Raw genomic sequence first — 24,625 nt, 5'->3', positions numbered from 1 at the left:
TTTTAATCCCAACCAACCTGTTCCTTTTTTATCCGTCATTATTCAAACACTTGTCTAACATCTCTAGAACGCTTGTCTTCCAGGTACCGAATAAGTGTACTACAACTGTCAAACAAAATAAAACATCCTATTTATGGCATAGTAGAACACAAGAGGATAATTAAATAACATAATATTTTTGCATCTTGAATAGGAGTTTTTTGCTTTACCTGTCATCTCTCTTTATAAAGCTACCGGAATAAGATGGAAAATGAACAGAACAATAAAGAACTCGAATCATTGACAAAGCGCATACGCTTCAAGTCTTTGCCATTTGATGAAAAGCAGATGTCCGACCGTTTAACAGACAGGGTCAAACGGCCTGTCGTCATTTCTTATGCCGGTAAAGGGAACTCCGTGTGGAAATATTTGTCTATAGCAGCATCTATTGCCCTCCTGCTGGTTACCGGTGCTCTGCTGACCGACAAAGCTCCGGAACAAGAGCTTGTTTATTATGAAACGACTGCCGTCCCCGATGCAAAAACAAAAATAACCTTACCGGACAGCAGTGTAGTTTGGCTAAATGCAAACGCTTGCCTGCGTTATCCGAGAGAGTTCAGCGAACAGATCCGGCAGGTTGAGATAAAAGGAGAAGCATTCTTTGAAGTCCGTAAAGACGAAAAGAAACCTTTTATCGTCCAAACCGATGGTATCGGAATACGAGTATTAGGAACAACATTCAATGTCGACGCAGAACCGGAAAAAACAGAGATCACTCTCCTTACCGGAAAAATCGGGTTGTATAAATACACGAATCAATCGCAAACGGCAGACCGGATACTGCTACCCGGTGAACGAGCAGTTTTTCTTAAATCGGATAACAAGCTGAGTATTTCAACTATACGTCCGGAAAATACGATATCATGGGTTACCGGAATATTCAAATTCAAAGACAATTCATTAGCTGATATCATGCAAGAGTTACAACGGGCTTTCCATGTGAAAATACATATTCAAAACGAAAACCTGAAAAAACAGACTTTCAATGCCAACTTCACAGAGAAAGAGACATTGGAAGAAATACTATCAGTTTTGCAAATCTCAGCCAGATACAAAATAGAAAAAAGGAAAGGAGAAATTTTCCTGCAATAAATACAGAATGTTAAACCACAAAGACAAACGATTATGGACAGTACATGAAAAACAAGATTTAATTAATAGAGAGACATACAAAAAGAATTGGGAATGTTGCGACCATTCCCAAATTCTACATTGTTAATCGGCAGATAGCACACCTGCCAATTTTAAAAATTAATACATACAAAATTATGGATAAAATTTTATTTATCAGGCAAAATCCAAAGGATTTTACCTGTGAGGAACATTATTCCTCTTTAAAAAGAATTTTCAAACACGGAATCAATCTTTTAGGACTTCTTTTATTGTTTTTGTTCGTCAATATTACCTTCGTTCATGCACAAGCGGTAAAACTGTCTCTGAATAAGCAGAATGCAACATATGAAGAGATTTTCAATGAGATAGAGGAAAAGACCGGATACAAATTTGTTTATAACACATCCGAGATCGACCGAAACGAAAAAACCTCTATCCAGGGAACAAATATGGATCTAAACGAGTTGCTGCGAAACTTATTCCGCAGCAAAAGAAATATTTCTTTTCGTATATCAAATAAGCACATTGCCTTGTTCAAAGCACAGATCAAAACTATTTCCGGAACAGTCATCGACACACAAGGAGAATCTGTCATCGGAGCTAACGTCTTAGTAAAAGGTAGCACAACCGGCACAATTACCGATGTCGACGGCAAATTCAGCCTGGAAGCAAGCGAGGGAGATATTTTGCAAATATCTTATATCGGCTACAACACACAAGAAATCACAATTGACAGGAAATCCATCTTAAAAGTGGTTTTGCAAGAAGATCAGCAAGCCTTGGAGGAAGTTGTCGTAATCGGCTACGGAGCTGTAAAGAAAAAAGACCTTACCGGGGCCATCGCCCAGGTAAAAGCTGATAAATATGCCACTCAGCAAAGTACGAACGTATTGGATATGTTGAATGGAACTGTTGCTGGTTTTAACTCTAACATCGGGACTTCTGCTTCCGGAGCTAGTGAAATGGAAATACGAGGTCCCGCTTCACTTTCAGCCAACAATTCACCCTTGATTGTATTGGACGGGGTTATCTTCAATGGTTCTATCAATGACATCAATCCATCGGATATCGAAACTATAGACGTATTGAAAGATGCCAGCTCTGCTGCTGTATACGGTTCAAGGTCTGCCGCCGGTGTTGTAATCATCAATACCAAACAAGGCAAAGGGGAAAAAATGAGTATAAATTTCTCCGCACAACTGGGTTTAACAGATTTTACCAACGAAATCAAACCGAATGATTTATCTGGATTCATCCAACGCAGACAAGATTTCCAACGCAGAATAAATCCAGACAAGCCAGAAGGATATTACAACAATCCTAATCAGTTACCGGAAGGCATTGACGTAGATACTTGGCAAAATTACGATGCCTCATACCAGTCCGATCCAATTCTGACTTGGATGACACGTCTGAATTTGCGTGATATCGAACAACAAAACTATCTGAATGGGAATGCCTATGATTGGTATGGTGAAGCTACACGTCCCGGATTAAGGCAAAACTACAATGTCAACATATCCGGAGGCATTGGCAAAACTAAATATTACTGGTCATTAGGCTATACAGACAATCAAGGTTATATAAAAGGAGATGAGTATAAAACAATCCGTTCCCGTATTAATGCAGATACCAAAGTTGCCGAATTTCTGACAGTGGGAATCAATGCTCAATTTAGCAACAAAGATGAAAGTAATGAAGCCATCAAATTATCGAATATAAGCCGCCAGAGTCCTTTAGGACAACCTTATGATGAAAACGGAGAACTAAAATGGTATCCTCATGACGATTCAGGAATTGAACAAAACCCATTTCTTTTATACAGAAAACGGGACAAATTCAATGTCACCCAAAATCTGTTTGCCACCATGTATGCCGACCTGAAACTGCCATTCGGTTTTAGTTACAAAGTTTCTTATATCAATCGCTATGATTGGCAAAAGAACTATTACTATGATCCGTCAAGTATCCCAAGTGGCAACAAGACAGGTGGCTTCGGGCGGCGTATCAATTATTCGCTTTACGAATGGCAAATAGACAACATCATTGCATGGAAAAAAACTTTTGGAGTCCATGATTTTTATGCAACATTCTTATACAATGCAGAAAAGAAACAAACATGGAAAGATACAGGCGAAAATGTAAATTTTACCCCCAGTGAAGCATTGGGCTTCCATCAATTAGGGACGGGAGGATCACCAACTATTAAAAATGAAGATACTTATTCGACCGGTACCGCAATAATGGGCCGTCTGAATTACACGCTCATGAATCGCTATTTCCTAACTCTATCTATTCGTAGAGACGGATATTCGGCTTTTGGTATGGAAAATCCTTACGCTACTTTTCCATCCGGAGCTTTAGCCTGGAATTTATCAGACGAATCGTTCTTCAATATCAAATGGATAAATAATCTCAAAGTCAGAGCCTCTTATGGAATAAACGGTAACCGGGATATAGGGATTTATGATGCATTGGCAAAACTTGAAACAAACAAATACCTGACTGGAAGCACATTGATCTCAGGTATATACAGTAGTTCACTGGCGAACCAATATCTAAAATGGGAAAAGACTAAAGCTTTAAATTTAGGTCTGGACTTTTCCGTTTTAGATAGCCGGTTAAATGGTTCGGTCGATTATTATAGCATGATTACAAATGACTTGTTGTTAAAACGCAGCCTACCGACAATTATTGGATACGACAATGTAATGTCTAATATGGGAGAATTGCAAAACAAAGGATTTGAAATGACTCTTAATAGCTATAATATCCAAAATAAGGATTTCAGTTGGAACTCGACATTGACGTTCTCATTTAATAGAAACAAGATCAAACATCTCTATGGAGAAACAATCAACATTTTAGACGAAAATGGCAATGTTATCGGACAAAGAGAAGGTGATGATATCGACAATGGATGGTTTATCGGACAATCAATAGATCGGATATGGGATTACAAATTCCTTGGTATTTACCAGCTTGGAGAAGAAGAATTGGCTAAATCATTCGGGAAAGCTCCTGGCGATGTCAAATTATACGATCCTAATGGAGACGGAGTGTCTACTCAGGAAGATAAAGTATTTCAAGGTTATACAAAGCCACGCTTCCGTTTAGGACTTCGAAATGACTTTACTCTTTTCAAAAACTTCCAGATTTCTTGTTTCATCCGTGCAGATTTAGGACATTGGAGAGCAAACAGTCTATTGAGCAACACGTCTAATGTCGAGGATAGAGCCAACAGTTATGCATTACCTTACTGGACTCCGGAAACCCCGACAAACAAATATACACGGTTAAATACGGTAAACACACCTGGATACAACATTTATGAAAGGAGCAGTTTTGTACGTTTGCAAGACTTGTCCATAGCATACAATATCCCGGAAAATATTCTCAAAAATCTGAAAGTAGGACATTGTAAAGTATATTTGAGTGGACGTAACCTGCTAACTTTCACAAAATGGTCTGGTTGGGATCCTGAATCTGGAAACACTCCTATGCCTCGAATCTTTACATTTGGAATTGATGTCACATTATAAATAAACAAGTTATGAAAAACTGGATAAAATATATCATTTGTGCGTCTCTGTTTACAACCGTTTCATGCGGAGACGATTTCTTGGAGATAAAGCCCCTTTCTATCTTCACTCCGGAATCTATTTATACGGATAAGGCCGGATTTGACGGAATACTGGTTAACCTCCGTAAAAACTTACGCCCCGATTTCTACGGAGAAGGAGGGGGCCTGGCTTCTGAATTAATCGCCTCAGATATTGCAATCAGTGCCAATAAAGCAGCTAATGCCATACATAATTTTGATACTCAAGTATTACCGACAGGGACCGGTACGACCTATGACTTCCATGAGATTTGGACAAGAGGATATAACCAGATACGAAATGCGAATGTTATTCTGTCGCGTATCGACAATGGCAAATTCGACACAGAAGAAATCAAAAATGCAATTATTGCTGAAGCATATTTTCACAGAGCCTATTGGTATTATAGATTAGTCCATTTATATGGAGATGTCCCCTTTTTGAATATAGAACATACGGCTCCTAAAATCGACTTCTATACGCACTCACGAAAAACGATACTTGCAAAAATAGAAGAAGATTTAGCATGGGCTGTCCAGTGGCTACCCAAAACAGCTGTTCCCGGAGCAGTCTCTAAGGCTGCCGGCAACCATTTGCTTACAAAAATATATCTGTCAAATGGAAAATTCACAGAAGCTGTCGACGCCTCTTCTGCGGTCATTAACGACGGAATTCACTTTTTAATGACTGACCGCTTCGGGGTAGATGCTTCCGATCCTCAGTTTAATACGATCTGGGATCTCCATCAAAAAGACAATAAAAGCTCATCTTCAAATAAAGAAGGCATCCTTGTCGTACAGGAACGTTACGGATTTCCGGAAGCAGAAATAAGTGGAGGCACCCAGGCTATGCGTCGCTATGTTCCCTCTTGGTGGAATTCGTCCTACATGAAAGATCCCGACGGAAAAAGAGGAACTATCGACACACAAGGAAATGAATTTGTCATAAAAATAGGAAGAGGAGTCGGTTATGTCCGGCCTTGCAGTTATTACAATTATGAAATATGGAATAACTGTAATAAAGACTTGAGGCATGACAATCAAGTAAACTGGTTCTCTGTCGATAAATTCATTTACAACAATCCATCTTCCAAATATTTCGGACAACCCGTACAGATACAATACACAAATCCCAAAGACACCATCCATTGCTGGTATCCTTTCCCTTATTACAAAGTATATGTCGAAGATGAAGAAAGACCCGATCAGCCATATGGAGGACATTCGGACTGGTATTTATTCAGGTTGGCCGAGACTTATCTTTTAAGAGCAGAAGCCTACTATTGGCTAAATCAAACAGATAAAGCCGCTGCCGATATAAACTCGGTAAGAGTACGCGCAAAAGCCGATCCTATTGTAGCTTCACAAGTTTCAATAGAGTATATATTAGATGAAAGAGCCAGAGAACTTTTCGCTGAAGAATTCAGAAAAACGGAATTAACCAGAATCGCCTTTATCATGGCAGAAAAAGGGTTAAACGGCTATTCCTTAGAAAATTTTTCCGAAAAAAATTTCTGGTATGACCGGACTGTTGCTAAAAATGAATTTTATAAGGCAGGTGATATCTTATGGGGAACAAACGTATTCAAAATAAGCCCATTCCATGTCCTTTGGCCCATTCCGGCAAATGCCATCGATAGCAACCAAGGAGGAACCATTAACCAGAATAAAGGCTATATCGGGTACGAAAAAAATATTCCTCCATTAACAGCCATAGACGATCAACAATAATTTTCTAAACCTACCGGCTATTATCGACCGGTAGGTTATATTTGTAAATCTTTTGTATTCACATTCAATTTAGATATCATGAAGAAGAATTATCCTTTGCTATCGGTCTGTTTGCTGGCATTGCCTTTTCAAGGCTATGCACAAAAAAAGGCAAACGAGACGAAGCCTAATATACTTTTTATATGCGTAGACGACCTTCGCCGGGAATTAGGTGCTTATGGTTCTGTTGTAAAAACCCCGAACATCGACCGGCTGGCATCACAAGGCAGTTTATTTTTCCAACATTATGTACAAGTCCCGACAAGCGGAGCGTCACGAGCCAGTATGTTGACTGGACATTTTCCTAAAGACAAATCGGACCTCTCCAACGAAGCATGCCGGACAAGGCTGTCAGATAAACCGGAAGGAGAAATCCCGGAAACTATGTTCCACCATTTACGCAGAAATGGCTATTATACTGTCGGTATCGGAAAGATAAGCCACTATGTCGACGGCTGCCTGTATGGCTATGAAGCTCCGAAAACCGAAAAACCGGAACTACCTTATAGTTGGGATGAAATGCTTTTCGATGCCGGAAAATGGGGAAACGGTTGGAATGCCTTTTTCGGATATGCAGATGGAAGTAACCGGCAAAGTCGCAAAAAACAAGTGAAACCATACGAATGTGCAGATGTCGCCGATGAAGGCTATCCGGACGGGCTAACGGCAAATCTGGCAGTCAAAAAGCTAAACGAGCTAACAGCTAAGAATGAACCGTTCTGCCTGGCTGTCGGTTTTTTCAAGCCTCATTTACCTTTCACATCCCCTAAAAAATATTGGGATATGTATGATGAAGCCTCTATCCCCATTTCACCTATGCCCGACATTCCGGAAGGATGCGATCCGGTCAGCCTACATGAAAGCGCAGAGTTCAAGAGCTATCAATCAGGAGACGAAATGCCTTCCATAAAAAATAGAGTTTCTGACGAATATGCACGCAAACTCCGTCACGCCTATTTTGCTTGCGTAAGTTATATGGACGCTCAAGTAGGAAAAGTATTAGATGCCCTTGAAGCCAGCGGAAAAATGGATAATACGATTATTATTCTATGGGGAGATCATGGATGGCACTTAGGAGATCTGCGTGTTTGGGGGAAACATACACTACATGAAACTTCTCTGAGCAGCGCACTCGTAATAAAAGCTCCCCAGTGTAAGCCAGGGATTAAAAATAACAGGATTGTCAGTTCTATAGATATTTATCCGACTCTTATGGAACTTTGCAAAATCTCCTTGCCCAAAGGACTGGACGGGCATAGTTTTGCAACCTTGCTCAACAATCCTGATAATCCCAAATGGACAGACGCCGCTTATAGCTACTATCGGAATTGTATAACCCTCCGGACTCCGGAATATCGTCTTACTCGTTATAATAAAAAAGGAGAAACGATCACCGAACTTTATCAATACGGGCCGGACCGCATCGAGCGTAAAAATATAGCGCAAGAGAACCCCCACATTGTAAACAAGTTACTGCCTCTTTGGGAGAAGGGTGTCAGATTTGATTATTAGCAGAATACCAAAAGAGAGTATGTGCCCAATTGTACTTCCGGCACATACTCTCTCTTCCATTTCATCTCAATACATTTATTTTGTCTTCGCTTTCGCCATATCCAGCGCCGAAGTTGTCGTGTAATACTTAGCCAGCATATTAGGCACTTCCCAATCCGGCAGTTTGCCGTCTTTCAGATAGTCAAGGAAATGTTCCGTCACTTGGCCGAAATGAGCTTCATGGCCTACACGGTATTTTGCGGGGATTTCGACTTGCCATACGCCGTCGCCTACCTTATTCAAGGCCACACCAGGATATTCGGCTGAGACTTTTTCCATAGAAGCGGTAAGGTCCTTTTCGTAAGCGGCCAGATCCACTCCTTTCACTGCTTCGACAAACAGTTCCGGCTGATAGTTCTGTTCCTTGCCCTGGCGGATGACCAAGTCGGCCTTGCTGCCTTTCATGACGGAGAAATGGGTATCACCGCCACCTTTGGGGAAGGTATAATTCCAGATCACCGAAACCTTCGCTGTTACCCCTTTGATCTTATAAACGATATCACCGTTGCAATATACTTTCAATGTATCGTTTTCTACATCTTTCTTCAAGAAATCAGGATAAGCTTCCGTTCCCGTCACCTGTTTGAATTCTTCAGGGCTGATAGAAGTTGTCCAGCGGTTGGCATCTATCAGTTCGATATCTTTCTTGTAGTCGATCACCTGATCCGGGAATGCTTCCCACTGCACAAGATCAACCAGATGAGTCGTCACATCGACGATACCTTCCCCCTGCTGAGTCACATCAAGATACCATACCGGACGAGTCAGCGGTTTATTGTCGACCAGCTTAAACAGATGATGCACACTCTCCTTCACGATAGCCGGTTCTTCGGGAGAACCTTTCAACTGCTCGCCATAAATAGCCGGGATAGTGGAAAGTTCACGCTGCAACATCGTAGTGATTTCATTCCGTTCAGTCATGATGTCATACAGCATGATGTTTTTCTGTTTAGCGATAGCAAAACATTCTTCCAGCAATTTAAAGCTCTGGCTGTTGATCGCCATCGGCTTGTCGGAAAGCACATTGATGCCGGCCTCAAGCGTTTTCTTGATATATTCGGTCTTCTTGCCGTTGTTTCCCGCCTGGATCATCACGTTTCCCTTCTTCTCGGCCAACATTTTTTCCAGGTAATCATCTCCCGTATAAACGATTTCATTCCAAGCTGTCGGATTCTCCGCACGTGTGTTGAATCCCTGGATACGTTTCAAGTGCTCATCCACGTCGAAACCGGTGGGTGCGTACACATAAACATCTTTAGAAACTTGCGGATAAGACACTTTCTGCACTAATGCGGCATGGAAATGTCCGGGATCGAGCGTGATCAACTTAACTTCTCCCGGTGCGCCGGTAAAGCCTTCAGCCGCCTTCTCCTGCTTTGTGTTACAAGAAGCTCCAACCAACAGAGCCGCCATAGAAAATACAAGATAGTTTTTCATACTATTATAATTAAATTATTGATAAGCTTTTACATTAGACTGTTTGCGGCCACAAAGATAATATAAAAACAAAATCATCTCTATGACTTCGCTATAAAACAAGAAGATTTTATTCGACAATCACAGCTACCGGATTACTTTCGTCCATATGACTGCCAAGCTCCTCCACCAAAATTTCTCCTGGCTGCCCGAATGTTTGCCCTATATCTTATCATGCCCGGCTACAACTTGCAGATATCCTCCGAGAACCAATTCATCACAGACTTCGCCCTCTTCCCCACCCCGGCCGGCCGCTCTCCCTGGAGGGGGCGCATTGCTTCGGCCACAACCGTCACAGCATCGGCATCTGCTACGAAGGGGGACTGGACGGTGAAGGCCTCCCGCGAGACACCCGCACGCCTGCCCAGAAGGCAGCCCTCACGCAGTTGTTGCAGGAGTTAGGCCGCCAATTCCCGGCAGCCCTCACCGTAGGACACTGCGACTTGAACCCCAAAAGGCCTGCCCTTCGTTCGACGCGGTAAAGGAATATAAGGGCCATTTGAGTGCAGTTACCCTAAGATCCGGAGTTGGACTTTTTCTTTAAACGAAAAAAGCGTACGCACCGCAGGACATCCTGCGACCGTACGCTTCTCGTTTACGCGGTGTTGTTATTGTGCGCGTTTTCCTTGTTTACTGGGCTGATTCAGAAGGAACTTCCTGACCAACCTTCAACGGAGTGATATTGTTCTCAGTACCCGGATAGCCCACATTCTGGTTGATAACGCCACCGGTGTTGGATGTGATAGAACCTTCCGGGATCGGCCAAAGAACATGATGCGTACTGAAACGATATTCAGCATAGTTTGTCTTTATTCCTTTGTTATAGAAATTGTTCTTGGCAGAAACCCAATCGAAATAGAAGTTCACGCCAGCATCCTTACAATTTACACTCGTACCTTTCGGACCAGAGAAATTATCCAATTTGTAGACATGACCGCCAAATACTTCACATGCTTTACCTGTCAAAGCATACACATATGAAATACGGGAAAGTTCCACATGGCGGTTTTCTTCGTAATACAATTCACGTGCACGTTCGTCCAGAACCGTACCGATATTGATATCCGAAGCAGCCAGAGATTCTGCACCGGCACGCTGACGCACCACGTTCATCATATTGGCAGCCTCCTGTTTCATATCTTTCCAATAATAACATTCAGCCAACATCAGATATACTTCTGCCGAACGATAAATATACCAAGGAGTTTCACCGCCTCTACGGTCTGTTGTCACGGAAGGGTCCGGAACAAACGTTTTATAATGAGGCCACTGGAACCAGCAACGGATAGAATCCGAAACAGACATACCGACAGGTTTTACCGGATGTTTACCATACCATTCTGTTCCTTTAAGAGCCGGAGCATTATAGTATAGGTCGAACACACCCTTCCAGCTATCGCGGTTATATACACCACGCAAGTCGTTTTTCTCCTTTTCCGTCCAGATGTCATACTGATAATAATTGGTCGGACGGCAAGTTCCGATACCACGACCTACATTGGCATCATTATCCAACTCGGTACCTTTGGCTTCATTTGCCGGAACAATAGACATACCCGTCTTACCGTCAGGAGTCTTAATCGATCCATTCGCCCAATAAGGAGTGGCATTACGCATCGTATTGATTCTGTCACGACCTTCTACTTCCGGATAAGACACGACATACAGGATACCCTCCGTATTTGACATATCCATTTTAGCTTCCACACTATGCAGGTCATGCATCAAGTTCGTATTCGGCTTTGTTTTGTTTGTCGTAAAACGTTCGGTCATCAACGGGTTGGCAGCGATAACTTCTTTTCCGATTTCGATCGCTCTGTCAAAATGACCCAACGACATACAAACTTTCATCAGCAATACACCGCAAGCCCATTTGGAAGGTTTTCCTCTATCGACCTTCTCCGGTACCCACTGATAAGCGAACTCCATATCTTTTTCTATCTGTTCCAGAATGCTCCAACGGTCATACGTGTAGAAATCCACTTTCGGTGTTTCAATCTCCTGGCTCAGATAAGGAACATCTCCAAACAGATGTGTCAGCTTGTAATAACGATATGCACGCTGGAAATAGGCGGCACCCCGTACTGCGTTTTCTTCAGCTTCATCTTTGAACGTCGCATTCTTCATACGGTTCAGAACGATATTGGCATATTTGATTCCTTTGAATCCTTCATCCCAGTACCATCCGATCTTGTTTTTATTCACATCGTTTGCTGTACGGCTCGGCAACAGATCCGCATCCATATCTATCAAAGGCCCTGATTTATCGGTCGTACCAGTGACAGCTAAGTCTGTCGTATACATGTCGGTTGTGATCGGAGCGCCGTCTCCGAAAAACTCATGACGCATATTACGTTCACAAGCAACCAATGCAGCATACAAACCATCTGCATCCACATATGTATTTTCCGGAGTATAGATAGACAGAGGCTTCGGTTCCAACCAACTGTCGCTACAAGAATTTAACAAAGGCAATCCGGCTACTGCCAAAATAAGACATTTCTTTATATGTTTCATTATTCAATCTCCTCTTTTATAAAGTAAAGTTTACACCAATATTGAATGTTCTCGGAACCCACAAGTCGTTTTTATCCGGATCTTCTTCAGGATCTCTGAATGTATATCCAGACAATACGAACGGATTACGCACGCTTAAAGACAAACGCATGTTCTGTACGGAAACCTTCTTCAAAAAGTTCTTCGGAACATTATAAGAAAGAGAGATATTTTCCATACGCACAAAAGACTTGTTCACGTAATGGTTACCCAAGTTCTTCGATCCCAGACGTCCATATTCATTTGTCGGGTTATTGACTGTCCAGCGTTCGATATCCAAAGCACTGCGACGGTCTGCCAATTCAATGGCGTTTGCAGCCGGATTGAATGTACCGTATGTTCCGATATGAGAATACATCATGAAAGACAAAGAGAAGTCTTTATAAGTGAACTCATTTCTCCAAGACAGGTAGAAACGGGGAGTTTTGTACTTCTGGAACACTTTATCCTGGTCATTCAATACTCCATCGCCATTCTGGTCTACATATTTGAAGTCACCCGGCTTATTTCCATATTTGGCCGCTTCTTCCTCTTCTCCAAGCTGCCATACGCCATCACCTTCGTAATCCCAGATCTGGTCGGGGTCATGACCGATAAACCACTTGTTTTTGTAGTCGTCAGCTTCCTTCTGACCAATCACATTACCGTTTTCATCCTTGATGTCTTCCATATCTCCGTAAAGATGTTTGATCTTACGACGGTTGAAAGAGAAAGTAACGCTCGAATTCCAGTTAAAGTCCTTTCTGCTCATCACATCACCATTCAGAGACAATTCAAAACCACGGTTTGTCAAAGCACCCAAGTTTGCCTTTACATCAGAGAACCCGGTGATATTCGGCAAAGAACGTTTAACCAACAAGTCGTTCGTTTCAGACATATAGGTTTCCATAGAACCTCTCAATCTGTCGTTGAACAAAGAAAAGTCCAAACCGATATTATAAGAACCGGTACGCTCCCATTTCAAAGCCGTGTTACCCATGTGGTCTACATAGACCTGTGATGTCACATAGATATTACCATTCTGATCGATAAACGGACTCAAAGATGATTTCAGCCATGCCAATGCTTCATACTGACCGATATCACGGTTACCGTTCTGTCCCCATGAGAAACGCAACTTACCGTAATTCAACCAATCGCTTGCCGGTTCCATAAATTTCTCGGAAGTGAAAACCCATCCTAAAGCGACAGCAGGGAAAGTCGCACGCGGGTTCATCATACCAAAAGCAGAATAACCGTCACGACGAACAGAGGCCGTCACCATATATTTATCCTTATAAGAATAATACAGACGTCCCATCAAAGCATCGCCAGTCCTGTATGTATCCTGGTTTTTACCATCATCTTGCAAGAAAGACAGAACAGTCCCGGCTCCCATATTATGATAACCCAGCAAATCGCTCGGTGAGAAATTCTGAGCACCTACATACGTATCCCAATATTGTCCTTTTTCAGCATTTGCCAATAAGGTCACTTCAAAATTATGTCCTCCGTTAAATTGATGTTTCCAGCGGATGATATTATCTAATAACCAGTTAAAGCTTTTTGAATTTCTACGCTCTGCATATCCACCTTTTCCTGCCCATTCAGGATGTTCGGCTGATTCATGTTTCATAAACTCATACCATTTATATTTCGGGGTATAGTTCATTTGATACTCAATTCCAAACGGAAGTTTTACAATCGCATAAATATTTGCATTCAGCGTATGTTCAATTTCGCGTTTGTCACGATACATGTTATCGAAAAACGGATTCTTACCATTGTTGTCACCGGAAGGATACATACGATACGGGCTGTCCGGATCATCGATATCATTGGGGGTATAAGGTGAGTTATTTGTACGCTGAGTAACATCGGCAGCCTGTGCACCCTTGTCTTTAGTCGCGAACTGGGAAGTCAAACCGATAGTCAGGAAGTTGGTTACTTTCGATTCCAAGTTCAAACGGGTACGGAAGTTCTTGAAACGATCGCCAACGCGAATGCCTTCGCGGTCAGCATATCCTAAAGACCAATAATAAGAAAGATCCTCTTTCTTATTGCTTATACTGGCAGTATAATCCTGCTGTAAAGCAGTTTGGAAGACAATATCATCCCAATTTGTTTCAACACCGTTCAGATAGTTTTCAATTTCAACAGTCTTGAAATCCAGACGGCCTAACCAGGTTGTCAGCATTTCCTGTTCGGAAGGCAAAGTCGTTACAGGAGTTGACTGGTCATAGTTATACCAAGTCAACGGATCGACTCCAAGGCCGCTTAATTGACGCGGGTCTGTAAATTTACCCGGTACTTTTGCCATTTCTTCCGGAGTCAGTTTGCCTTCCTGATAGTCTTTACGGAACTGGATAAATCCGGGACCATCCAAGGCTGCCGGAATACGTGAAGGCTGTGCAAAACCGACATTTGCATTGAAAGATACAACCGGTTTGCCTGTTTTACCTTTCTTAGTTGTAATGGCAACTACGCCATTCGCGGCTTTTGCACCATAAACGGCTACGGAGCTGGCGTCCTTCAATACATCTACTGACTGAATATCCATCGGATTGATATCAGACAAATCGCCGTCATAAATAACACCGTCCAAAACCAACAAAGGAGAAGATCCTGCAGTCAGCGTATTTTTACCACGCACCTGCAAATTAGCCGTACCGGCAGCATCTGTCGAAATACCGATAGAAAGACCGGAAGCACTTGCACGCAAAAGGTCCTGTACAGAACGGGGAGTCTCCTTTTCCATGTTTTCCGCTTTCACAGTCGAAATAGCACCGGTCAAGTCTTTTTTCTTTGCCGTACCGTAACCGATCACAACAACTTCCTCCAGTTCTTCCGTATCTTCTTTCATCGTCACATCAATCATTTTCTGGTTTCCAACCGTAATGTCCTGTGACAAATATCCGATATAAGAAAATGTAACAATAGCCTTGCTGCCATTGACAGTCAGGCTATATTTTCCATCCACATCCGTAATAGAGCCATTCGTAGTGCCCTTTTCCATTACGTTCACACCGATCAGCGGTTCACCCGTCTGATCCTTAACAACACCGGTTATCGTCTGCGATTGCGCATAGGCTTCGCCAATAACCATCCCCAAAAATAGCAACAAGATACTAAATCGGGGTAAGAAACTAAAAACACGATTCTTCATACAATTTTTCAGTTTAGTATTAAGTTTGATAGTTTATATTAGAATTTATAGATTCGCATAACAATCAATACGACAAGCTTATTCACTGCAAATGTGCGCGTTAACACATTTACTTAAAACCATGTTATCCCATTCGAATAATGACCTAAAGAGGAAACTATTCAATACTTTCTATGTAGTTTTATATTCCAGACAAGTAAACAACCTTTTGTAAATCAAGAATTTAAAAACACATATCTCAACATTCAGCACATGTTCATAACATCATTGTCCTAAGTTAATAGCAAATTACACTGTCTAAATTAAATTGATCAAAAGAATATTCATTTTGGGCGCCAAAGTTATTGACTAAAATTGAATATTCATAAATATATATTCTTTTTTTTACAAAAAAGTAACAAGCTTCTACGATTCAATACATTACAAAAAAAATCTTCATCAGAAAAAACATTCTTCGCGACAACCTCTTCTCGGTCGTCCAACAGGTAACCCCCTACTCATACGGTTAGCCATTTTATCAAAGCATAGGCTCAACTTCATATTCTGCCATATCCACAAAAAAAATCTACTAACATACATATTATAATATAATCCATATTTTCGTTAGGGGCAGCAAGAGAAACTGACGTATTGTCACACTTCCTGCCACCTGAACTTTTCTAAACCTATCCTTGTTACTTTGGCATACGATTTGTAGAATAGTTAATGCAACTCGAAAGAGAAAAGCAAATACAGGAAAATAATAACAATATAAAATAGTAGAAAATTATGGGAAAAATTATCGGAATCGACTTAGGAACAACCAATTCTTGTGTTGCCGTATTGGAAGGTAACGAACCGGTTGTAATTGCAAACAGCGAAGGAAAAAGAACGACGCCTTCAATCGTTGCATTTGTTGAAGGAGGTGAACGTAAGGTAGGTGATCCTGCAAAACGTCAGGCTATCACAAACCCGGAAAAAACAATATTCTCTATCAAACGTTTCATGGGTGAAACCTATGATCAGGTTCAGAAAGAAATCAACCGCGTACCTTATAAGGTAGTTCGTGGTGACAACAATACACCGCGTGTCGATATCGAAGGACGTCTCTATACTCCGCAGGAAATTTCCGCAATGGTACTTCAGAAAATGAAGAAAACTGCTGAAGACTATTTAGGACAGGAAGTAACGGAAGCCGTTATCACCGTTCCGGCCTACTTTAGCGACGCACAGCGCCAGGCTACTAAGGAAGCCGGTGAAATTGCAGGTTTGAACGTTCGCCGTATCGTAAACGAACCGACTGCCGCATCTTTGGCTTACGGTTTGGACAAAACGAACAAAGACATGAAGATCGCCGTATTCGACTTGGGTGGCGGTACATTCGATATCTCTATCCTGGAATTAGGAGACGGTGTGTTTGAAGTAAAATCCACAAACGGTGATACTCACCTGGGAGGTGACGACTTCGACCATGTGATCATCGACTGGCTGGCAGAAGAATTCCTGCGCGAAGAAGGCGTCGACCTGCGTAAGGACCCGATGGCTTTGCAACGTTTGAAAGAAGCGGCTGAAAAAGCAAAGATCGAATTGTCAAGTACGACAAGCACGGAAATCAACCTGCCGTATATCATGCCGGTAAACGGTGTTCCAAAACACTTGGTCAAGACACTGACACGTGCTAAATTCGAACAGTTGGCAGACAGTCTGATCCAGGCTTGTATCGAACCTTGCCGCCAGTCTTTGAAAGATGCAGGTTTGAGCACTTCCGACATCGACGAAGTAATCCTGGTAGGTGGTTCGACACGTATTCCGGCTGTACAGGCCATCGTTGAAAAATTCTTCGGCAAGGCTCCGTCAAAAGGTGTCAATCCGGACGAAGTAGTGGCTGTAGGTGCTGCCATCCAGGGTGGTGTATTGACAGGTGAAGTAAAAGACGTTCTGCTGCTCGATGTTACTCCGTTGTCATTGGGTATCGAAACAATGGGTGGCGTAATGACCAAGTTGATCGAAGCCAATACGACTATTCCTACCAAGAAGTCTGAGACATTTACAACTGCCGTTGACAACCAGCCTTCTGTAGAGATCCACGTATTGCAGGGTGAACGTTCACTGGCTAAAGACAATAAATCGATCGGTCGTTTCCATCTCGACGGAATTCCAGCCGCACAGCGTGGTGTTCCTCAGATCGAAGTTACTTTCGATATCGACGCAAACGGTATCTTGAATGTATCGGCTAAGGACAAAGGCACCGGAAAAGTACAGAGCATCCGTATCGAGGCTTCCAGCGGTTTGAGCGACGACGAAGTAAAACGTATGAAAGAAGAAGCTCAAGCTAACGCCGAAGCCGATAAGAAAGAAAAAGAACGTATCGACAAACTGAACCAAGCCGACAGCATGATCTTCCAGACTGAAAAACAGTTGAAGGATCTGGGTGACAAACTTCCGGCAGACAAGAAGGCTCCTATCGAAACAGCTTTGAACAAGCTAAAAGAAGCTCACAAGGCTCAGGATATCGCCGGTATCGATGCCGCTATGGCGGAACTGAACAGCGTATTCCAGGCTGCAAGCCAGGAAATGTACAATGCCCAGAATGCACAGGGTGGCGCACAACCGGGTCCTGACTTCGGTCAACAAGCTGGTGGCAACGCCGGAAACAACAAGCAGGATGGCGGTGTAACGGATGTTGACTTCGAGGAAGTGAAGTAAACACATATTTTCACATAACACAAAAAAAGCGATTGCCGGGAATAACCAGCAATCGCTTTTTTTATGTTCAAATCCGAAATTTTATCTGGGAAATATCATTTGATCTCAAACATATCCGCGTCCTTCCATGCCGGAAACTTACCTCTTAGTTCTTCCAGGTCTGCACGGGTAAGCGTACACGTACGGGTGACTTCCTCACGTTTGCCAGCATCCGCCAGCTTTTTCCCTTTCGGAGAGAAGATCATGGAATCGCCCCGGTAGACAAACCCCTTGCCGTCGATCCCTACCCGGTTCACCCCGCAGACATACGCCATATTCTCCATAGCACGTGCCTGGAGCAGCGTCTTCCAAACTTTCTTACGCGCCTCGGGCCAGTTGGCGACATAGATCAGCAGATCATATTCGTTGTTCACGTTCCGGCTCCAAACCGGAAAACGAAGATCATAGCAAACTTGCAAACAGATATTCCAGTCCTTATACCGTACGATCGTCCGTTTATCCCCGGCTGTGAAATGCCGGTCTTCGCCCGCCATCCGGAATAAATGCCGTTTGTCATACAAATAAGTCTCACCTTCGGGCGTGACGAAAAAAGCGCGGTTGAAGAATTTCCCGTCTTCTTTTGCGATAAAGCTGCCGGCCACAGCAAGTTTATATTTCTTCGCCCACCCCTTTATGGTAGGGATGGTAGACCCGTCCATCGTGTCGGCCAGCTTTTCCACATCCATAGAGAAACCTGTCGTAAAGGTTTCCGGCAAAACGGCTATGTCCGTCCTACCACTGACCCGCCGGAGCAGTTCTCCATAATACCCCAGGTTTTCATCTCTGTCCTCCCAAATAATATGGGACTGGACCATACTGATACGCAAATTATCTGCCATAATATTAAATTTGAACAAAGTTTTCCGGGTGACAAGCTGTCACACCTCTGTAATGCTCACGGATCTCACGGATATCTTTATCCGCATCACCCGTAGGATAAAATACTCCTTTAAAACCGGCCTCTTTCTTTTCGTAGTCGAAATAGGCCATCAGGATAGGTACGTTGGCTTTTTGTGCAATATAGTAGAATCCTTTCTTCCAATCATCCACCCGTTTGCGTGTACCTTCGGGAGTTACGGCCAGCTGAAATTCTTTCCGCAGGTTAAACTGATCCACCATCTGGTCCGTCACTGAGGTTCGCTTACAGCGATCGACAGGCACACCTCCCAACCAGTCGAACAACAGGTTGAACGGGAAAAAGAACCATTCCTTTTTAATCAGGAAACTGGCATTACGACCAATCGAGGTATAAAACAGTTTTCCTACGATAAAATCCCAATTGCTGGTATGCGGAGCCACACATATCACACATTTAGGCACATCCTCAACCACCGGTCCAAGTTTCCAGCCGGCCAAGCGAAGAAGTGCCTTACTTATAGCTTTCTTCATTCTTTATTTTCTATTTGCTCAACTCTCCGATTTCAGTTGCTATTGCGTTGACTTCCGTTTGCAGATCCGCCCGTAATTTACGATAATATTCTTTCACCCGTTTTGGGTTGTCTTTTCCGTCCGGACGGTTGGCACGACGAATAAATTCGTCCTGCATATCGAGTATTCTCGCCATCACCACGTCAGCCTTCCCTGAATCGACTCCCGGGATATACAGCATACAAACCAATGCTTCCGAAAACAAATCGCCAGCCACATAGCTGATGTCTTTCTTTAAAATTCTTCTTTTAGCCATAGTTATCTACATTTAAAATATCTACAAATCTACATAATTCATTCATTAAACAAGCCCTATAGTTGAAAAAAAGACAAAAATTCGTATCTTTGCCCCCTCAAAATATCTGATTATAAACAAAATCGTTTATGGATAATACAACAACAACGCCAGAATATCTTTTCGAGAGCAGTTGGGAAGTATGTAATAAAGTAGGCGGTATTTATACCGTCCTTTCAACGAAAGCTCATACGTTACAACAGTCATTTAAAGATAAGCTGATCTTTATAGGACCCGATGTGTGGGATAATACAAACGCTCCCGACTTTATTGAAGACGATGTTCTGTTTGCTGACTGGAAAACTTATACGAAGACCACTGAAAATTTGAAAGTAAAAGTAGGCCGATGGAATGTTCCGGGGACACCGCCTGTAATCTTGGTAGATTTTAAACCTTTCTTCAAAGAAAGAGATGCTTTTTTCTACTCGATGTGGGAAAGTTTCCGCGTAGACTCGATCCACGCATATGGTGACTACGACGAATCCTGTATCTTCGCTTACGCGGTAGGTAAGGTCATCGAAAGTTTTTATCATTTTTACAAGCTGGAAGACAAAAAGGTTGCCGCTCTGTTCAATGAATGGATGCTGGGAATGGGTGCGCTTTACATCCAAAAACAACTCCCGGCCATCGCAACGCTCTTCACGACACATGCCACTTCTATCGGCCGTTCCATCGCCGGAAACAACAAAGCCCTGTATGCTTATATGGACGGCTACAACGGTGACCAGATGGCCGGAGAGCTGAATATGGAAGCAAAGCATTCGTTGGAAAAACAGACTGCCTTGCATGTCGACTGCTTTACGACAGTGAGTGACATTACAGCTCGCGAGTGTAAACAATTGCTGGACAAAGCGCCGGACATCGTCACGCCGAACGGTTTCGAGCCCAACTTCGTCCCGACCGACAAGGAATACGACAAGAAGCGTACGGCTGCCCGCCGCGATCTGCTCAACGTCGCAGAGAAACTGCTCGGATGCCCTATCTCCCCGGATGCATTTCTGGTTTCCACCAGCGGCCGCTACGAATACCGCAACAAAGGTATCGACGTCTTTATCGAAGCTATGAACCGGGTACGCACTTCCGGCAGGCTCCAGCGCGAAGTCGTCGCCTTCATCATGGTTCCGGCCTGGGTACGCGATGCACGCGCAGACTTGAAAGAAGTCATCGACAAGAATATCCGCACCACCTCTCCCATGCAAATGCCATTCGTCACACATTGGCTGAATCTGATGGAGCAGGACAAGGTGCTGAACTATATCTCCCATTCCGGTTTCACCAATTCAGCGGCCGACAAGCTGAAAATCATTTTTGTACCTTGCTACCTGGACGGACGCGACGGAATCTTCAATAAACCCTACTACGATCTGCTGATCGGTATGGATGCGACCGTCTATCCTTCCTACTACGAACCTTGGGGATACACTCCGCTGGAAAGTATCGCATTCGGGATTCCGACCATTACCACCGATCTTGCCGGTTTCGGTCTATGGGCTAAAAAGCATGTGACAGGCAACAACATCAGCGAAGGCGTAGCCGTCGTGAACCGTGACGATTTTAATTATTTCGAAGTAGCAGATGCCATCACGTCTTCGATCCTGACACTCGCTGGAAAGGACAAAAAGGAAGCGGAAGAGATCCGGAAACGCAGTTTCTGTCTGGCGGCAAAAGCAGAATGGAGCAAATTCATTGTCTACTATGAAGAGGCTTTCAGAATCGCTTTGGAACATGCAAACAAAAGAAATAATTAAAATACGCTCATAATTAAACAGATAATCTCTATCTTTGCAGCGTTTTAGGCAAAATAGAGATGAGACAATAATAAAATAAAAATTGAAACATTTTAAACTTCACAATAATGAAAATCAAAGCGAATAACGCAAACAGCCCGATTTGGAAAGATGTTTATTCCCACTCTATGCTCCCCGAGCAATTACAGCCGTTATATGAAATGGCGACAAACCTGTGGTGGGTATGGAACCATGAAGGAGCCAAATTATTCGGTAAGATCGATTCTGAACTCTGGGCATCAACAGAAGGTAACCCCGTACTTTTACTTCAAAGCCTGTCCTACAAGCGTATTGAGGAAATCCTGGCAGATGACGTCCTGATGGCCGAAATCAAAGCTGTGTACTCAATATTCAAGGACTATGTAGATGTTAAACCGGATCAGACAAAACCGTCTGTTGCCTATTTCAGCATGGAATATGGTCTGACAAACGTGCTGAAAATCTACTCCGGTGGTCTGGGTGTATTGGCTGGTGACTACTTGAAAGAAGCCAGCGACAGCAACATCGACCTGACAGCAGTAGGTTTCCTGTATCGCTACGGATACTTTACACAGTCTCTGTCTATGGACGGACAACAGATTGCCAATTACGAACCGCAAAACTTCAACGCACTACCCCTTACACAGGTCATGCAGGCGAACGGCGAACCGATGGTATTGGAAGTTCCCTACCCCGGCCGTACCGTTTATGCACACATCTGGAAAGTAAGCGTAGGACGCGTTCCTTTATATCTGATGGATACGGATATTCCTCAGAACAGCGAATGGGATCGCTCTATCACCCATCAGCTGTATGGCGGTGACTGGGAAAACCGTATGAAACAGGAATACCTGTTGGGTATCGGCGGTATCCTGATGCTGAACAAATTAGGAATCAAGAAGCAGATTTACCACTGCAACGAAGGACACGCTGCGCTGATCAATGCACAGCGTCTGGTAGATTTCATCCAGAACGACGGCCTGTCATTCAACCAAGCTCTGGAAGTCGTACGTGCTTCTGCTTTGTACACCGTTCACACACCGGTTCCGGCAGGTCACGACTACTTCGATGAAGGCCTGTTCGGACGTTACATGGGTGAATTCCCCGGCAAGTTAGGTATCAGCTGGCAGGAATTTATCGATATGGGACGTGAAAACCCGGGCTCCAACGAGAAGTTCTCTATGAGTGTATTCGCTTTGAATACTTGCCAGGAAGCAAACGGCGTAAGCTGGTTGCATGGAAAAGTATCCCAGCGCATGTTCGCTCCGGTATGGAAAGGCTATTTCCCCGATGAACTGCACGTAGGATATGTGACCAACGGCGTACACATGCCAACTTGGGCTTCTACCGAATGGAAACGTTTCTTTGCCGAACATTTCGACAAGAAGTTCCTCAAAGACCAGTCTAACAAGAAATATTGGGAAGCGATCCAGAATGTTACGGACGAAGACATCTGGTCTATCCGCAAGACTCTGAAGAACAAGCTGATCACATATATCAAGAATCAGTACAAGACAAACTGGCTGAAGAACCAGGGAGATCCTGCAAAGGTTGTTTCCATCCTGGACAAGATCAACCCGAACGCTCTGCTGATCGGTTTCGGTCGCCGTTTCGCAACTTACAAACGTGCTCACCTGTTGTTCACCGACTTGGATCGTTTGGCTAAGATCGTAAACAACGAACAGTATCCGATCCAGTTCGTATTCACCGGTAAAGCTCACCCGGCCGATGGTGGCGGACAGGGATTGATCAAACATATTGTCGAAATCTCCCGCCGTCCGGAATTCTTAGGAAAGATCATCTTCCTGGAAAACTACGATATGCGTCTGGCCCGTCACCTGATCGCAGGTGTCGATGTTTGGTTGAACACTCCGACCCGTCCTCTGGAAGCATCCGGTACGTCTGGTGAAAAAGCTGAGATGAACGGTGTCCTGAACTTCTCCGTACTGGACGGATGGTGGTACGAAGGTTACAAACCGGGTGCAGGTTGGGCATTGACCGACAAACGTACTTACGAAAACCAGCAGTATCAGGACCAGTTGGATGCCGCTACTATCTACCATACACTGGAAACAGAGATCATCCCGACTTATTATGCAAGAAACAGCAAGGGATACTCTCCTGAATGGATACAGTATATCAAGAACTCGATGTCTGAAATCGCTCCCGACTATACGATGAAACGTATGTTGGACGATTATATCGACCGCTTCTACAACAAATTGGCAACCCGTTCCGCTCACTTACACGAAAACGGTTTTGCCGAAGCCAAAGCAATCGCTGCATGGAAAGAAGAAGTGGCAGAACATTGGGACAGCTTCCAGGTTGAATCGTTTACATGCAGCCAGGATTTAGCTATTGACGGTCCGGTTGTCGGTAAAGAATATAAGTTCGATCTGGTTATCGACCGCCACGAACTGAAAGGTATGTTAGGAGTTGAAATGGTTGTTACGAAAGAAAATCCGGATAACCATCAGTTGGAATTACTGGCGACAGAACAGTTCAAGCTGATAAAAGAAGAAGGTTCCAAACTGTTCTTCGAACTAAAGACAACTCCGAGCGAAGCAGGCCTTCACAAGATGGGCTTCCGCGTTTACCCTGTGAACAAAGAATTGCCTCACCGTATGGACTTCGCTTTCGTCCGCTGGATCCAGTTGTAATCGATACAAGCACAACAAAGATAAAAGGTGGTGTGTCAAAATCTCCTTGTCCCCGCACTTGATGCGGGGCCGCAAAAGGACGGACCTTATCAATCAGATTTTTATAGGGCCAGTTTTAATGCGATCCCGCGTCAAGCGCGGGAACAGGATAGTTTCGACACACCTCCTTTTTGCATATCAAGACAACCGTAACCAAATTCAGTTTTCCATTATCATTTATGTCCCGTAACCCATAGCTTTAGAAGGTGTAAAGCTATGGGTTAGGAGGCATAAGGCATAGCTTTGTCTATTCCTAAAATCACTTTGTCGAAACTGAAACTGAGCTCAATCCCTCATGGTGTGATTGGAGAAGGAACATTTTAATGCGGCCACACACAAATAAAAAGGGGCTGAATTCTAAGTCCTTTCCAAACAATATCTCTCAAATCTTACCCAAGTTTACGAACATTAACGTATCCTTGGGTAAGTTCGTATATAGACATAACAACTCTTCAGAAGTGT

General features: G+C 43.4%; 13 protein-coding genes and 1 pseudogene. 8 read left to right on the top strand and 6 right to left on the bottom strand.

What is annotated here, in order from left to right; genetic code table 11:
- Window positions 1-243 precede the first annotated feature (243 nt).
- The 4 genes from NQ564_RS01960 to NQ564_RS01945 all read left to right on the top strand — a co-directional run bounded on the left by NQ564_RS01960 (window position 244) and on the right by NQ564_RS01945 (window position 8,035).
- Window positions 244-1,131 (top strand): FecR family protein, encoded by an 888-nt coding sequence (locus NQ564_RS01960; protein ID WP_008149004.1) that lies wholly within the window; start codon window positions 244-246, stop codon window positions 1,129-1,131.
- Window positions 1,132-1,307: 176 nt separating this feature from the next.
- The gene (locus NQ564_RS01955) at window positions 1,308-4,694 is read left to right on the top strand and encodes a SusC/RagA family TonB-linked outer membrane protein (RefSeq protein WP_008149006.1); all 3,387 of its coding nucleotides are present in this window, start codon (window positions 1,308-1,310) and stop codon (window positions 4,692-4,694) included.
- Between the two features lie 11 nt (window positions 4,695-4,705).
- Entirely contained in the window at window positions 4,706-6,484 is a 1,779-nt protein-coding gene (locus NQ564_RS01950; protein WP_008149008.1) for a RagB/SusD family nutrient uptake outer membrane protein, read from the top strand.
- Between the two features lie 78 nt (window positions 6,485-6,562).
- Entirely contained in the window at window positions 6,563-8,035 is a 1,473-nt protein-coding gene (locus NQ564_RS01945; RefSeq protein WP_008149010.1) for a sulfatase, read from the top strand.
- 75 nt (window positions 8,036-8,110) lie between these two features.
- Here the strand turns inward: NQ564_RS01945 and NQ564_RS01940 are convergent, their stop codons facing one another.
- The gene (locus NQ564_RS01940) at window positions 8,111-9,511 is read right to left on the bottom strand and encodes a putative oxidoreductase C-terminal domain-containing protein (RefSeq protein ID WP_008149012.1); all 1,401 of its coding nucleotides are present in this window, start codon (window positions 9,509-9,511) and stop codon (window positions 8,111-8,113) included.
- Window positions 9,512-9,789: 278 nt separating this feature from the next.
- Between NQ564_RS01940 and NQ564_RS01935 the strand changes: the two are divergent.
- Window positions 9,790-10,094 (top strand): annotated as a pseudogene (locus NQ564_RS01935) (N-acetylmuramoyl-L-alanine amidase); the annotation flags it as partial.
- Window positions 10,095-10,180: 86 nt separating this feature from the next.
- On the opposite strand, the gene NQ564_RS01930 reads toward NQ564_RS01935, so the two are convergent.
- Together NQ564_RS01930 and NQ564_RS01925 are read right to left on the bottom strand one after the other, a co-directional pair.
- Window positions 10,181-12,067, bottom strand: a complete 1,887-nt coding sequence (locus NQ564_RS01930; protein ID WP_008149015.1) for a RagB/SusD family nutrient uptake outer membrane protein — start codon at window positions 12,065-12,067, stop codon at window positions 10,181-10,183.
- A 16-nt stretch (window positions 12,068-12,083) separates the two neighbouring features.
- Window positions 12,084-15,251 carry a SusC/RagA family TonB-linked outer membrane protein gene (locus NQ564_RS01925; RefSeq protein WP_129649729.1) on the bottom strand — a complete coding sequence of 1,056 codons (3,168 nt, stop codon included), beginning with the start codon at window positions 15,249-15,251 and terminating at the stop codon, window positions 12,084-12,086.
- Between the two features lie 768 nt (window positions 15,252-16,019).
- Here NQ564_RS01925 and dnaK point away from each other — a divergent pair.
- Window positions 16,020-17,936 carry a molecular chaperone DnaK gene (gene dnaK / locus NQ564_RS01920; protein ID WP_008149022.1) on the top strand — a complete coding sequence of 639 codons (1,917 nt, stop codon included), beginning with the start codon at window positions 16,020-16,022 and terminating at the stop codon, window positions 17,934-17,936.
- A 95-nt stretch (window positions 17,937-18,031) separates the two neighbouring features.
- On the opposite strand, the gene NQ564_RS01915 is transcribed toward dnaK, so the two are convergent.
- Genes NQ564_RS01915 through NQ564_RS01905 form a run of 3 tightly spaced genes read right to left on the bottom strand, consistent with a single transcriptional unit; the run spans window position 18,032 to window position 19,659 of the window.
- Window positions 18,032-18,814: an amidohydrolase gene (locus NQ564_RS01915; RefSeq protein ID WP_008149025.1), complete on the bottom strand. Its 783-nt coding sequence runs from the start codon at window positions 18,812-18,814 to the stop codon at window positions 18,032-18,034.
- A 4-nt stretch (window positions 18,815-18,818) separates the two neighbouring features.
- On the bottom strand, window positions 18,819-19,364 hold the full coding sequence (locus NQ564_RS01910; protein ID WP_021862246.1) for a lysophospholipid acyltransferase family protein: 546 nt from the start codon (window positions 19,362-19,364) through the stop codon (window positions 18,819-18,821).
- A 10-nt stretch (window positions 19,365-19,374) separates the two neighbouring features.
- Window positions 19,375-19,659, bottom strand: a complete 285-nt coding sequence (locus NQ564_RS01905; RefSeq protein ID WP_008149030.1) for a hypothetical protein — start codon at window positions 19,657-19,659, stop codon at window positions 19,375-19,377.
- 128 nt (window positions 19,660-19,787) lie between these two features.
- On the opposite strand from NQ564_RS01905, the gene NQ564_RS01900 reads away from it, so the two are divergent.
- Window positions 19,788-21,446, top strand: coding sequence for a glycosyltransferase (locus NQ564_RS01900; protein WP_008149031.1), 1,659 nt, complete (start codon window positions 19,788-19,790; stop codon window positions 21,444-21,446).
- A gap of 107 nt (window positions 21,447-21,553) precedes the next feature.
- A complete protein-coding gene (glgP, locus tag NQ564_RS01895; protein WP_008149033.1) occupies window positions 21,554-24,124 on the top strand; it encodes an alpha-glucan family phosphorylase in 2,571 nt (856 codons plus the stop codon).
- Window positions 24,125-24,625: the final 501 nt, after the last annotated feature.

This window comes from Parabacteroides johnsonii DSM 18315, from assembly GCF_025151045.1.
GTDB classification, from domain to species: Bacteria; Bacteroidota; Bacteroidia; order Bacteroidales; family Tannerellaceae; genus Parabacteroides; species Parabacteroides johnsonii.
Note: the sequence above shows the minus strand (reverse complement) of the source record. Positions and strands in the feature narration are given on the sequence as shown.

What these genes read in the sequence shown, in the direction of transcription:
- NQ564_RS01915 (WP_008149025.1), bottom strand. Translation starts at nt 18,814, where the DNA reads ATGGCAGATAATTTGCGTATCAGTATGGTCCAGTCCCATATTATTTGG.
- NQ564_RS01945 (WP_008149010.1), top strand. Translation starts at nt 6,563, where the DNA reads ATGAAGAAGAATTATCCTTTGCTATCGGTCTGTTTGCTGGCATTGCCT.
- NQ564_RS01925 (WP_129649729.1), bottom strand. Translation starts at nt 15,251, where the DNA reads ATGAAGAATCGTGTTTTTAGTTTCTTACCCCGATTTAGTATCTTGTTG.
- NQ564_RS01940 (WP_008149012.1), bottom strand. Translation starts at nt 9,511, where the DNA reads ATGAAAAACTATCTTGTATTTTCTATGGCGGCTCTGTTGGTTGGAGCT.
- NQ564_RS01900 (WP_008149031.1), top strand. Translation starts at nt 19,788, where the DNA reads ATGGATAATACAACAACAACGCCAGAATATCTTTTCGAGAGCAGTTGG.
- dnaK (WP_008149022.1), top strand. Translation starts at nt 16,020, where the DNA reads ATGGGAAAAATTATCGGAATCGACTTAGGAACAACCAATTCTTGTGTT.
- NQ564_RS01910 (WP_021862246.1), bottom strand. Translation starts at nt 19,364, where the DNA reads ATGAAGAAAGCTATAAGTAAGGCACTTCTTCGCTTGGCCGGCTGGAAA.
- NQ564_RS01905 (WP_008149030.1), bottom strand. Translation starts at nt 19,659, where the DNA reads ATGGCTAAAAGAAGAATTTTAAAGAAAGACATCAGCTATGTGGCTGGC.
- NQ564_RS01950 (WP_008149008.1), top strand. Translation starts at nt 4,706, where the DNA reads ATGAAAAACTGGATAAAATATATCATTTGTGCGTCTCTGTTTACAACC.
- glgP (WP_008149033.1), top strand. Translation starts at nt 21,554, where the DNA reads ATGAAAATCAAAGCGAATAACGCAAACAGCCCGATTTGGAAAGATGTT.
- NQ564_RS01960 (WP_008149004.1), top strand. Translation starts at nt 244, where the DNA reads ATGGAAAATGAACAGAACAATAAAGAACTCGAATCATTGACAAAGCGC.
- NQ564_RS01930 (WP_008149015.1), bottom strand. Translation starts at nt 12,067, where the DNA reads ATGAAACATATAAAGAAATGTCTTATTTTGGCAGTAGCCGGATTGCCT.
- NQ564_RS01955 (WP_008149006.1), top strand. Translation starts at nt 1,308, where the DNA reads ATGGATAAAATTTTATTTATCAGGCAAAATCCAAAGGATTTTACCTGT.